Annotated in this window: 12 protein-coding genes; 3 read left to right on the top strand and 9 right to left on the bottom strand. The window is 68.0% G+C overall.

The genetic code is table 11. The annotated features are described in order from the left end of the window. Positions 1-9: 9 nt before the first annotated feature. The 5 genes from DBV10_RS18165 to DBV10_RS18145 are packed head-to-tail and all read right to left on the bottom strand — an operon-like array spanning position 10 to position 5,605. Positions 10-816, bottom strand: coding sequence for an enoyl-CoA hydratase/isomerase family protein (locus tag DBV10_RS18165; RefSeq protein WP_124515008.1), 807 nt, complete (start codon positions 814-816; stop codon positions 10-12). Continuing rightward, positions 813-1,337, bottom strand: coding sequence for a DinB family protein (locus DBV10_RS18160; protein ID WP_124515059.1), 525 nt, complete (start codon positions 1,335-1,337; stop codon positions 813-815). Before DBV10_RS18160 ends, DBV10_RS18165 begins: the two co-directional genes overlap by 4 nt. Positions 1,338-1,345: 8 nt before the next feature. Continuing rightward, the gene (locus DBV10_RS18155) at positions 1,346-2,227 is read right to left on the bottom strand and encodes a dienelactone hydrolase family protein (RefSeq protein WP_124515007.1); all 882 of its coding nucleotides are present in this window, start codon (positions 2,225-2,227) and stop codon (positions 1,346-1,348) included. Positions 2,228-2,252: 25 nt separating this feature from the next. Next, positions 2,253-3,860 carry a carboxyl transferase domain-containing protein gene (locus DBV10_RS18150; protein WP_124515006.1) on the bottom strand — a complete coding sequence of 536 codons (1,608 nt, stop codon included), beginning with the start codon at positions 3,858-3,860 and terminating at the stop codon, positions 2,253-2,255. Positions 3,861-3,874: 14 nt separating this feature from the next. After that, entirely contained in the window at positions 3,875-5,605 is a 1,731-nt protein-coding gene (locus DBV10_RS18145; protein ID WP_370451199.1) for an AMP-binding protein, read from the bottom strand. Positions 5,606-5,819: 214 nt separating this feature from the next. Between DBV10_RS18145 and DBV10_RS18140 the strand changes: the two genes are divergently transcribed. Further along, the gene (locus tag DBV10_RS18140; RefSeq protein ID WP_124515058.1) at positions 5,820-6,824 is read left to right on the top strand and encodes an AraC family transcriptional regulator; all 1,005 of its coding nucleotides are present in this window, start codon (positions 5,820-5,822) and stop codon (positions 6,822-6,824) included. Positions 6,825-7,310: 486 nt separating this feature from the next. Next, positions 7,311-7,985 carry a glutathione S-transferase family protein gene (locus DBV10_RS18135; RefSeq protein WP_124515004.1) on the top strand — a complete coding sequence of 225 codons (675 nt, stop codon included), beginning with the start codon at positions 7,311-7,313 and terminating at the stop codon, positions 7,983-7,985. Between the two features lie 30 nt (positions 7,986-8,015). Here DBV10_RS18135 and DBV10_RS18130 read toward each other — a convergent pair whose 3' ends face one another. The 4 genes from DBV10_RS18130 to DBV10_RS18115 all read right to left on the bottom strand — a co-directional run bounded on the left by DBV10_RS18130 (position 8,016) and on the right by DBV10_RS18115 (position 11,495). Further along, positions 8,016-9,461, bottom strand: coding sequence for a patatin-like phospholipase family protein (locus DBV10_RS18130; protein WP_233589975.1), 1,446 nt, complete (start codon positions 9,459-9,461; stop codon positions 8,016-8,018). Positions 9,462-9,484: 23 nt separating this feature from the next. Next, positions 9,485-10,141, bottom strand: coding sequence for an HAD family phosphatase (locus DBV10_RS18125; RefSeq protein ID WP_124515002.1), 657 nt, complete (start codon positions 10,139-10,141; stop codon positions 9,485-9,487). Positions 10,142-10,191: 50 nt separating this feature from the next. Next, positions 10,192-10,608, bottom strand: coding sequence for a YchJ family protein (locus tag DBV10_RS18120; RefSeq protein ID WP_124515001.1), 417 nt, complete (start codon positions 10,606-10,608; stop codon positions 10,192-10,194). Between the two features lie 188 nt (positions 10,609-10,796). After that, a complete protein-coding gene (locus tag DBV10_RS18115) occupies positions 10,797-11,495 on the bottom strand; it encodes a DUF4197 domain-containing protein (RefSeq protein ID WP_124515000.1) in 699 nt (232 codons plus the stop codon). A gap of 129 nt (positions 11,496-11,624) precedes the next feature. Here DBV10_RS18115 and DBV10_RS18110 point away from each other — a divergent pair, with 129 nt between their 5' ends. Then, positions 11,625-12,104: a DUF421 domain-containing protein gene (locus tag DBV10_RS18110; RefSeq protein ID WP_124514999.1), complete on the top strand. Its 480-nt coding sequence runs from the start codon at positions 11,625-11,627 to the stop codon at positions 12,102-12,104. Positions 12,105-12,113: the final 9 nt, after the last annotated feature.

Raw genomic sequence — 12,113 nt, 5'->3', positions numbered from 1 at the left:
AGGAGGCCCTCAGCCCAGCAGCCAGTTCGGCTTGCGCTTGTTCAAGAAGGACTGCACGCCCTCCTTGCCCTCGTCGCTGGCGCGGATGTCGGCAATGCCTTCCACCGTGGCGGCGATCAGGCCCGCGTTGATCTCGCGCTCGGCCACGTCGAGCACCAGCTTCTTGCAGGCGCGCACGGCGTTGGGGCTGGCGCTGGTCAGGGCCTTGAGCAGTTCATCGACCTTGGCGTCGAGCTGGTCGGCCGCCACCACCTCGTGCACGAAGCCCGTGCGCAGTGCCTCGGCCGCGCCGAAGCGCTCGGCCGTGAGGAAGTAGCGGTGCGCGGCGCGCGCGCCCATGGCGCGGATCACGTAGGGGCTGATGGTGGCGGGGATGAGGCCGAGCTTCACTTCGCTGAGGCAAAAGCCTGCGGTGTCCACCGCCACGGCCATGTCGCAGGCCGCCACCAGGCCCATGCCGCCGGCGTACACATCGCCCTGCACCCGCGCAATCGTGGGCTTGGGGCACTCGTAGATCACACGCAGCATTTCGGCCAGCTTGCCCGCATCGGCCAGGTTTTCGGCGCGCGTGTAGTCGGCCATGCGGCGCATCCAGTTGAGGTTGGCGCCCGCGCAGAACGCGGGGCCCTGTGCAGCCAGCACCACGGCGCGCACATCGGTACGCGCGCCCACCTCGGCGAAGGCGGCAGTCAGCTCGGCGATGACTTCATCGCTGAAGGCGTTGCGGATCTCGGGCTGCGTGAGCGTGATGCGCGCCACGGCGCCTTCGTAAGTGATCTGCAGGTTCTTGCTGCTGGGGGATGGGGTCGTGCTCATGGTGTGGCCTGGGCCTGTGGGGCCTGGAGGAAGTAGACAAGGTCGAGTTCGGGGCTGGCGTGCCCCAGCGCTGTCAGCACGGCAGTGATCTGCCCCCGGTGGTGCGTGCCGTGGTTGAACACATGGGCCAGCGTGGCGGCAAAGGGCAGCGAGGCCGGGGTGCCGCGCATGGTGGTGTAGTCGAGCGTGCCGTCCCAGCGGTCTTCCGCAAAGGCGGCGATCAGCGGCGCCCAGCGCGCTGCGCCCTCGCGCAGGCGGGCATCCAGTCGGGCCCGGTCAGGCTCCACCTCGGCGTCCAGCGCCACGCGGGGCGAGGCGCCTTCGGCAAAGCGCACAAACCACAGCAGGTGCTCGCCCACCAGCAGGTGGTTCAGCGTGCCGTGGATGCTGTGGAAGAACAGGCCCGTGTCGCGGCGGTAGTCTGCATCGGGCACCGCCTGCACGGCCCCCAGCAGGCGGTCCGTGGCCCACGCGTTGTAGCGCGCGAGCAGGTCGAAGTGCGCGGCCCAGCCCCTGTTCATGGTGGTGCTCATGGCGCAGTGCGGGCGGCCAGCACCCGGCTCCAGAAAGCATCGAGCACGGCCAATGACTTGGTGCGCGCTTCAGGGTTGCCGCCCTGGTGCACGCCCTCTCGGGAGGTGCCGTTGGGCACGTCGGCGCGCAGGCGCACCGGGGCCGTGCCGTCAAAGCCGTGGTAGCTGTCTTCGTACACCTGCACGGTGATGTCGCTGCCACCGCCACGCGCCTGCAGGCTGCGCGCAAAGTCCACGCAGGGCTGGGCGGGGGTCCAGTCGTCCAGGGACCCCAGCAGCATGACCAGCGGGGCGGCCTCCAGCACGGCCTGGCGCTTGGCCAGCGGGCCGCAGCCGGGGTAGAACACGGCCGCACCGGCGATGGCGGGCTCGCCCGGCTCGGGGTGGGTGCGGCGCTGCTCCAACAGGTTCAAGGTGGTGGTCGCACCGTTGGACCAGCCGAGCACGCCGATGCGCCGGACATCAACCTGCGGCTGGGCCGCCAGCCAGGCCAGGGCGGCACGCGCATCCTGCACGCGTTGGGCCACGTCCACGCTGCGCTCGCGGTAGCGGGTCTGGCAGATTTCGCGCAGGCCGCGCGAGCCGAAGCTGTCGGGCATGAGCACCGCGTAGCCTGCGGCATGCAGGCGCTCGGCCGTCTCGCGGTAGCGTTCGGCCAGGCCGCCGCCCTTGGCGTACAGCCCGCCGCAGCCGTGCAGCGCGAGCACCGCCGGGCGGCGCTCCGCGCCCTCGGCCGGCAGCCAATGCGCGCGCAGCACCACGCCGGAGGGCAGCGGCGGCAGGTCCACGCGCTGCAGTGCAGGCGCGGCCACGGCGCATGCCGTGGCAAGGCCCAGAGCGGCAGCGGGCAGGATGCGACGAAGAACGGTGGCGAGCATGGCGGTGCGATCGTGCTGGAAGGGCCTACATCCGGAACAGGCCGAACTTGGTGTCTTCAATCGGTGCGTTGCGCGTGGCGGCCAGGCCCAGCGCGAGCACGCGGCGGGTGTCGGCCGGGTCGATCACGCCGTCGTCCCATAGGCGCGCGGTGGCGTAGTAGGGGTGGCCCTGGTCTTCGTACTGGCGGCGGATGGGGGCCTTGAAGGCTTCTTCCTCCTCGGCACTCCACTGCCCGCCCTTGGCCTCGATGCCGTCGCGCTTGACGGTGGCCAGCACGCCAGCCGCCTGCTCGCCGCCCATCACGCTGATGCGCGCGTTGGGCCACATCCACAGGAAGCGCGGGCTGTAGGCACGGCCGCACATGCCGTAGTTGCCGGCGCCAAAGCTGCCGCCGATGATGATGGTGAACTTCGGAACACTCGCCGTGGCCACGGCCGTGACCATCTTGGCGCCGTTGCGCGCGATGCCTTCGTTCTCGTACTTGCGGCCGACCATGAAGCCGGTGATGTTCTGCAGGAACACCAGCGGAATCTTGCGCTGGCAGCACAGCTCGATGAAGTGCGCGCCCTTCAGGGCCGACTCGCTGAACAGGATGCCGTTGTTGGCGATGATGCCGACCATCATGCCCTCGATGCGCGCAAAGCCCGTGACCAGCGTGGTGCCGTAGCGCGCCTTGAACTCGTCGAACTCGCTGCCGTCCACGATGCGCGCAATGATTTCGCGCACATCAAAGGGCTTGCGCGTGTCCACAGGGATCACGCCATACAGCTCTTCCGCTGCAAATTTAGGAGCTTCCGGCGCTTGATCAGCGGGCGCCAGGGCCTTATTTTTATTTAAATTGCGCACCGCATTGCGTGCCAGCTGCAGCGCGTGCATGTCGTTCTGCGCCAGGTGGTCGGCCACACCCGACAGGCGCGTGTGCACGTCGCCGCCGCCCAGGTCCTCGGCCGTCACCACCTCGCCCGTGGCGGCTTTCACCAGCGGCGGGCCACCCAGGAAGATGGTGCCCTGGTTCTTGACGATGATGGACTCGTCGCTCATCGCCGGCACGTAGGCGCCGCCCGCCGTGCAGCTGCCCATGACCACGGCGATCTGCGCAATGCCCATCGCGCTCATGTTGGCCTGGTTGAAGAAGATGCGGCCGAAGTGGTCGCGGTCGGGGAAAACCTCGTCCTGATTGGGCAGGTTGGCGCCGCCCGAGTCCACCAGGTAGATGCAGGGCAGGTGGTTCTGCTGCGCCACCTCCTGCGCACGCAGGTGCTTCTTGACGGTGAGCGGGTAGTAGGTGCCGCCCTTCACCGTGGCGTCGTTGCACACCACCATGCAGTCCACGCCGCTCACGCGGCCGATGCCGGCGATGAGGCCCGAACAGGGCGCATCGTTGTGGTACATGTTGAGCGCGGCCAGCGGCGCCAGCTCCAGAAAGGGCGTGCCGGGGTCCAGCAGCATCTGCACGCGCTCGCGCGGCAGCAGCTTGCCGCGTGCGGTGTGCTTGGCGCGGGCGGCCTCGCCGCCGCCCAGGGCGACCTTGTCGAGCTGGGCGCGCAGGTCTTCCACCAGCGTGCGCATGGCGGCTGCGTTGGCCAGGAAGTCCGCCGAGCGGGCGTTGAGTTGGGTGTCGAGAATGGTCATACGGTGTTGCTCTTTCAAGCGGTTTTCTGTTCTTCCAGACCCAGCAGATCCTTCATCTCGTCGCGGATCTTGAACTTCTGGATCTTGCCCGTCACCGTCATCGGAAAGCTGGTGACGAAGCGGATGTAGCGCGGCACCTTGTAATGCGCGATCTGGCCCTTGCAGAAGGCACGAATGTCGTCCTCGGTGGGTGTCGTGCCGGGCTTGGCGATGATCCAGGCGCACAGCTCCTCGCCGTACTTGGCATCGGGCACACCCACCACCTGCACGTCCTGCACCTGGGGGTGGCGGTACAAAAATTCTTCGATCTCGCGCGGGTAGATGTTCTCGCCGCCCCGGATCACCATGTCCTTGATGCGGCCGACGATGTTCACGTAGCCCTCGGCGTCCAAGGTGGCCAGGTCGCCGGTGTGCATCCAGCCGCCTTCGTCGATGGCTTCGCGGGTCTTGGTTTCGTCGCCCCAATAGCCGTGCATCACCGAATAGCCCCGGGTGCAGAACTCGCCGCGCTGGCCGATGGGCACCACGGCGCCGCTGTCGGGGTCCACGATCTTCACCTCCAGGTGCGGCTGCACCTGGCCCACGGTGGAGACGCGCTTTTCGAGCGGCGTATCGGTGCTGCTCTGGCAGCTCACGGGGCTGGTCTCGGTCATGCCGTAGGCGATGGTGATTTCGCGCAGGTTCATCTGCTCCACCACGCGCTTCATCACCTCGGTGGGACAAGGTGAGCCGGCCATGATGCCGGTGCGCAGGGTGGACAGGTCAAACTCGGCAAAACGCGGATGGTCCAGCTCGGCGATGAACATGGTGGGCACGCCGTGCAGGCCGGTGCATTTTTCATCCTGCACCGTCTGCAGCACCGTGAGCGGGTCGAACCCGTCATTGGGGTAGACGATGGCCGCGCCGTGCGTGAAGCACGCCAGGTTGCCCAACACCATGCCAAAGCAGTGGTACAGCGGCACGGGGATGCACAGGCGGTCTGCGGGCGTGAGCTTCATGCATTCGCCGATGAAGAAGCCGTTGTTCAGGATGTTGCGGTGCGTGAGCGTGGCGCCCTTGGGGAAGCCCGTGGTGCCGCTGGTGAACTGGATGTTGATGGGGTCGGTGGCCTTGAGCGTGGCAGCCACCTCGGCCAGGCGCGGGTCGGTCGCGTTGCCGCGCGCGATCAGGTCCGTGAAGCGCAGCAGCCCGGGCTCGTCGGCGCCCTGCCCCGCTTCGTCGATCCACACCACCGTGGCCAGCTGCGGCAACCTGGCCGCCTGCAGGGCACCAGGGGTGCCTGCGGCCCACTCGGGCGCCAGCTCGCGCAGCATGCCCAGGTAGTCGCTGGTCTTGAAGCGCGCCATGCTCACCAGGAGTTTGCAGCCCACCTTGTTGAGCGCGTATTCCACCTCGGCCGTGCGGTAGGCCGGGTTGATGTTGACCAGCACCAGGCCCACCTGCGCGGTGGCCAGTTGCATCAGCACCCATTCGGCGTTGTTGTGCGACCAGATGCCTACGCGGTCGCCGGGCGTGAGCCCCATCCCCAGCAGCGCACTGGCCAGGCGCTGCGCCTCGGCCTGCAGCTGCGCATAGGTGTAGCGGCGGCCCTGGTGCACACTCACCAGCGCCTCGCGATCAGGCTGGCGGGCCACCATGTCGGCAAAGAAGGCGCCGATGGTCTGCTCGATCAGGGGAACATCGGTGGCGCCACGGGCGTAGCTGCCTGCCAATGGTGCGGGATTTGCGGTGGCTGCACTCATCATTCGTTTTGTCTCCTGGGTCACCCGGCCCTGCACGCCCACATGCGACGCAGGCTGCGATCCGTAAGCATAGAAGCCTGCCTCCCCGATGGGTTGCCACAATGGTTGCAAATCGTGCCACGCCTGGGGCACACTGGGCAGCGTGAAATCCCTTGCCCCCCCTTCCGAATCGCCCTGGCAGGCGCCCTCGGCCACGCAAGCCCCCGCCGCCACCCCCATGGCCTTCGTGCGCGCCATTGCACTGGCGTACCAACGCCGGGGCATGGCCCCCGAACGCGCGCTGGCCCAGGCACAAATCGCGCCGCAGCTGCTGCAGGACGAGCAGGCCCGCATCACCGCCTGGCAGATGGAGCAGGTCTCGGACGCGGCCATGCAGGAGCTGGACGACGAGGCGCTGGGCTGGTTCAGCCGCCGCCTGCCCTGGGGCAGCTACGGCATGCTGGCGCGGGCGTCCATCAGCTCGCCCACGCTGCGGGTGGCGTTGGCGCGCTGGTGCCGGCACCATGGGCTGCTGACCGACGACATCGCGCTGCAGCTGAGCACCGAGGGGGACACCGCCACCCTGCGCATCACCGAGGCGCGCGACCTGGGCGCGCTGCGCGAGTTCTGCTTGGTGTCGGTGCTGCGCAATGCCCACGGCCTGGCCTGCTGGATGGTGGACTCGCGCATCCCCCTCATCGCGGCGGAGTTTGCGTTTGACCCGCCGCCGCATGCCGATGCCTACGCCGTGCTGTTCCGGGGCCCCGTCACTTTCCACGCGCCACGTACCGCCATCCACTTTGACGCCCGCTACCTGCAACTGCCCCTGCGCCGCGACGAACAGGCCTTGCGTCAGATGCTGCAGCACGCCCTGCCCCTGACGGTGCTGCACTACCGCCGCGACCGCCTGCTGGTGCAGCGCGTGCGCCAGCTGCTGGCCGCGCCCCTGCCGGGGCAGCCCGCCCACGCCCTGCCTCAGCACAGCGCCGAATCACTGGCCGCGCTGTTGCACGTGTCGCCACGCACGCTGCACCGGCAGTTGAAGGAAGAAGGCGCCACGCTGCAGGGCCTGAAGGATGACGTGCGCCGCACCCGCGCGGTGGAGCTGCTGCACCGCACGCAGCGGCCCATCAAGCAGGTGGCGGAGGCGGCGGGGTTTGAGAACGAGAAGAGCTTTATCCGGGCGTTCCGGGGGTGGACGGGGCAGTCGCCGGGGGAGTTTCGGAGGGTGGTGAGGGTGTAGAACATCAGAAAGGCGTCTTCATTGGCCTAACTCCAATGTGCAAAACCTTGGTGCAATCAAGTCCACACAAAAACCCAAGTTGGAGAGTAGATGGCAAATCAATGGGGCATCCCCAAAGAGATCGAAGAGGCTGTTCTAAAGCGGGACCATCGCTGCGTTTACTGCGGCTCTGAGTTTGGCCTTGAGAGAGCAAAAATGCGCTCTTGGGAGCACATCATCAATGACATCAGCATTGCCACAATTGAGAACATTGCGCTGTGCTGCATAGGCTGCAACGCATCAAAGGGAGGAAAGCTGCTCAACGAATGGCTTGATTCGCCCAGAGCAAAGCTGAGAGGAGTTGCCGAGAATACGTTGGCTCCGGTCGCCCTCACAGCGCGGGACCGCGCGAAACAGATACCGGACTGTGAAACGCCCGCAACTGGAAGCAGTTTTGGGGATGAGATAAAAAGCGCAACCAGCGTTCTTTCAAGCCAACCCACACCCATGCTCCACCTCCACCACTGCGTCAGCGCCCGCTCCTTCCGCCCCCTGTGGATGCTCGAAGAGCTGCAACTCCCCTACCAGCTCCACATGCTCCCCTTCCCGCCGCGCGCCAAGGCGCGGTGGTTTCTGGACGAGAACCCGCTGGGCACGGTGCCGCTGCTGGTACAGGGCGATGTGCGGATGACCGAGTCGGCGGCGATGTGCCAGTACCTCGCCGCCACGCACCCCGATGCGGGGCTGGACGTGGCGCCCACGCACCCGGCATTTGGCGCCTACCTGAACTGGCTGCACATGAGCGATGCCACGCTGACTTTTCCACAAACGCTGGTGCTGCGCTATGGCCGGTTTGAGCCTGCAGAGCGCAAGCAGCCGCAGGTGGTGGAGGACTACAGCCGCTGGTTTCTGGCCCGGCTGCGCGCCGTAGAAGCGGCGTTGACCCACAGCGGCAGCGAGCACCTGTGCGCGGGCCGCTTCACGGCGGCCGATGTGGCGGTGGGGTATGCGCTGCTGCTGGGGCAGCACCTGGGGCTGGCGCCGCAGTTTGGGCCCGCTACGCAGGCGTATTGGCAGCGGCTGCAGCAGCGACCTGCCTATCAGCGCGCGATGGAGGTGCAGATGCGGGCGGCAGAGGTGCAAGGCGTTCCGACAACCCCGGCGCCGGATACGCGGCCCTGACAGACCTCAAGCGCCCCTGAGCGCGCGCCCTCACTCCTTGGCCTGCAGCCCCGCAGGCAGTGCAAGCGGTGCATTGGGCACATGCGGCGCCGGGCGCAGCAGCGATTGCACCAGCGCCCGGAACTCGGGCGAGTGCCGCAGCACGCTGCCACCGGCCTCGATGAGGTCCGTGACCTCGTCGGAGGTGATCGACAACGCCGTGGGCACCTGCAGCAGGCGGCGGCGGGCGATGTCGTCGGGCGCGTCGCGCAGGTTGACGGGGATGACGTGGATCTCGGCATCGGGCGCAAACACATCGGTGCTGCCGGTAGAGCCCGCAGCCAGGGACTGCTGCCACTGCCGCGTGATGTCGCGCAGAAACTCCTGCGTCTCGCGCGTGGCGCGCGCGCCGGTGCCAAACAGCAGGGCATCCACCACCTGCACCATGTTGGGCACCTTGTCGCTCTGGTTGATGTCCACCGAGGGGTCGCGCTCCGCATTGACGGTGATCAGCACCAGCTTGCGGATGGTGCCGGGCGGGATGCCGACTTCGCTGAAGGTCTGGCGCAGGCCACCACCCGCGAGGGCCCGGTCGAGCAGGCGCTGCACGCCCAGGTTGTCGGCCAGGCCGCCATCAACCAAATGGATGTAGGGCTTGCGCTGCGCATCGGCGTAGCTCAGTTCGTGCGCGCGGTACAGCCGGGCCCGGTAGTCGCCTGCGCCGGCTTGCGCGCGACCGGCCAGGGTGGCCAGGGAGGACTGCCGCGCGGGACACTGGTCGGCGTAGTTCTTGAGCGTCATGGGGCTGAGCAGCAGCGGCACGGCCGATGACGAGGCCACGGCAAACGACAGCGGCACCTTGCGCAGGTCCGAGCAGATGAGCGCAAACTGCTCCCAGGTGAACTCGAAGCCCGTGCCCAGCGACATGTCGGTGGCGGTGATGAACAGCTGCGGGTGGCGCGGGCGGCGCTCCACGTCGCCAAAGGTGAGGCCGCCATACAGCGCGTCGAGCCGCCGCGCGAGCAGGTGGGTGCGCCCCAGCCAGGGCGAGGTCAGGTCGATCAGGTTGCCGGGCCGCAGCGCCTGCGTGATGAGGCTGTTCTGGAAGTTCTGGCGCAGAAAGTCCTGCTCGAAGCGAGGCAGCCCCTCGATGCCATGGGCCGCGAAATAGGCCGCCACGATGCTGCCGCCCGACACGCCACTGACCACATCGGTCGCATCCAGCAAGGTGGTGTCGCGGCCGTTCCAGGCGAACCGCGTGGCCTGCATCTCGGTCAGCACGCCAAAGCCAAACGCGGCGGCACGCGCCCCGCCACCCGACAGCGTGACCGCCACGAGGATGGTCGGATCGCGCTCGGACTGGCGCACTGGCACGCCCTGGTCCTCTGGCGGCAGGGGTTCGTTGACCCAGGGCTTCACCGACGAACAGCCGGCCAGCGCCGCCACGGCGCCCAGCACCACCGCCCCCCGCGCCACCCACCGCGCAATGTGTCGCATCGCCATCCCTCCGTCGGCCGGAATCAGCAGCCCAGCAGGCCTGGCAGCTCGGCCATGCTGCGGAAGACCTGCACCGCGCCGGCCGCGCGCAGCGCCGCGTCGCCGTCGTCCAGCGGCGCGTAGGCAAACACCGTGGCCCCGGCCGCCACGCCCGCCGTGACGCCGGTGACCGTGTCTTCCACCACCGCGCAGCGCGCTGGCGCCACCTGCAGGGCGGCTGCGGCGGCCAGGTAGACATCGGGCGCGGGCTTGGTGGCAGGCATCTCGTGGCCGCTGAAGACCCGCCCCGCAAAGTAGGGCGTGAGCCCCACCTTGGCCAGCTGCATCTCGACCTTGTACCGGTCGGCCCCCGAGGCGCAGGCGATGCGCCCGCCGTGGTGGGCGTGCACGCGTTCGATGGCGCCGTGGACATGCGCGATGGCCGTGAGGCGCAGGTCCAGCTCGGCATTGCGCCGCGCGTAGAAGGCGGCCATCCAGGCGTCGGTGAGCGGCTGGCCGGTGTGCGCCTCAATGCGGGCCGCTTCGCTGCGCACCGTCTTGCCGATGAAGAGGCGCATGCATTCCTCGGGCGTCAGGGCCCAGCCGGCCTCGGCCAGCATGTCGCGCAGCACGCCGTTGGTGATGGGCTCGCTGTCCACCAGCACACCATCGCAGTCAAACAGGATTGCTTCAAATTTCATAGCATATAGCGCTTGCTGGTCAAGCGCTGGAGAGCATTTTTATTTAAACATCAGCCGCGGATGTCGCCATCCACGTAGAACCAGCGCCCGCCTTCGCGCACGAAGCGGCTGGTCTCGTGCAGGCGCACGGCGCGCCCGCCCACGCGGTAGCGCGCCACAAACTCCACCTCGGCACGGTCGGCGCCCGTGGCGCGGTGGCTGCGCACTGCGAGCCCCAGCCACTTGGTGCCGGGGTCGAAGTCCAGCGCAGCGGGCCGGGTGCTGGGGTGCCAGGTGGCCTGCAGGTAGTCGGCCTGCTCGCACACAAAGGCGGTGTAGCGCGATCGCATGAGGCTGGGCGCATCGGGGGCGGGCGTGGTATCGAAATGCGCCACGTACCGGCCGCAGCAGTCGGCATAGGCCAGCGGCTTCTGGCGCACGTTGAGCTGGCCGCAGGGGCAGGCGTCGGTGGGTTCAGGGTGTGCCATGGGTTTAGATTGCCATATCCACTATCGGTAGCGCTGCTCTGGACTTGGCGCGGCGAGGGCCAGTGCCCCCGCACAAGGGCCGCCCCGCCGCGAAGGCGGCGTATCCAGCTCACGCGCTGGGGGCGCCCCCTCCCGCATTGCGCAGCAATGCGGGAGGGGGTGTCGGCGCGAAGCGACTCCGGGGTGCCTCATTTCATCGCGCCAAACACCTTGCGGACGATGGCACTGCCGGCCTCCGCCGGGTTCTGGCGGATGCGGCGTTCTTCCTCGCCGATCATGGTGTAGAGGCCGTCCAGCGTCTTGCCGGTCACGTACTGCGCCAGGTTTGCCTCTTCGGCCTTGAGCAGGCCAAAGCTGGCGGCCTTGCCCGCAAAGGCGTTGTACTTCTGGGTGAGGCCGACCTTTTCCGTGGCCTCGTTCACCACGGGCAAAAAGCGCTGGCCCAGCGGCGCACGCGTCTTGTCGGCAAAAAAGGCCGTGACCGAGTTGTCACCGCCGGTGAGGATGTTCTTGGCATCGGTCACCGTCATGCTCTGCACGGCCCCCACCAGCAGGTCCTGGCCCATGGGCACGGCCGCCTCGGCCGCGCGGTTGATGGAGACCACCAGCTCGTCGATGCGTTTGCCCTGGCCCAGGGACTTCATCACCTTGGCGGCATCCTCCAGGTAGCCCGGCAGGCCGATGCGCACCTTGGGGTTGCCCAGAAATCCATCATTGCGGCCCAGCAGCGACACCGCCGCCTGCGCGCCCTGCGACAAGGCGGCCTTGAGCCCGCTGGACGCGTCGGCGCTGGAGAGGTCGCCCAGCGACAAGGCCCAGGCCTGCTGCCAGGTGGCGCACAGCAGGGCGCTCAGGGCGCTGGTTTGAAGGAGGTGGCGGCGTTGCATGGAGCGGCTTCTTTCTCGGAAAGGGGGGCGGCCTGCGCGGCAGGCGGTAGCGGGGGATTTTCGCTCAGCCCCGTAGACTGGCGAGCGAAACACCCTTCCAACGAAGAACCTGTGCAAAGGAGCCTTGCGATGTGGGATATGAATGTGCCGTGGTGGGAGTTCGTGCTGCGCGGCGTGGTGGTCTATGTGTTCCTGCTGGTGTTCCTGCGCCTCACGGGCAAGCGCCAGACCGGGCAGTACGCACCGTTTGACCTGGTGCTGCTGCTGATCCTGTCGAATGCCGTGCAGAACTCGATGAACGCGGGCGACAACTCGCTGGTGGGCGGCCTGGTCTCGGCCAGCACGCTCCTCGTCTGCCACGTGGTGCTGGCGCAGCTGACCTTCCGTTTTGCGTGGATGGCGCGCCTCATCGACGGCACCCCCCAGGTGCTGGTGCAGGGTGGGCAGGTGAACAGCACCCTCATGCGCCAGGAGCTGCTCTCCACCGACGACCTGGAGGCCGCCCTGCGCGCCAGCGGCTGCCTGCACCTGCACGAGGTGGAGCGGGCGACGATTGAGACCAATGGGCAGATCACGGTGGTGCTGCGGCGCAAGGGCGGCGACGCGTAAAGACATTGC

The organism is Acidovorax sp. FJL06, assembly GCF_003852545.1.
GTDB lineage: Bacteria > Pseudomonadota > Gammaproteobacteria > Burkholderiales > Burkholderiaceae_C > Acidovorax.
Note: the sequence above shows the minus strand (reverse complement) of the source record. Positions and strands in the feature narration are given on the sequence as shown.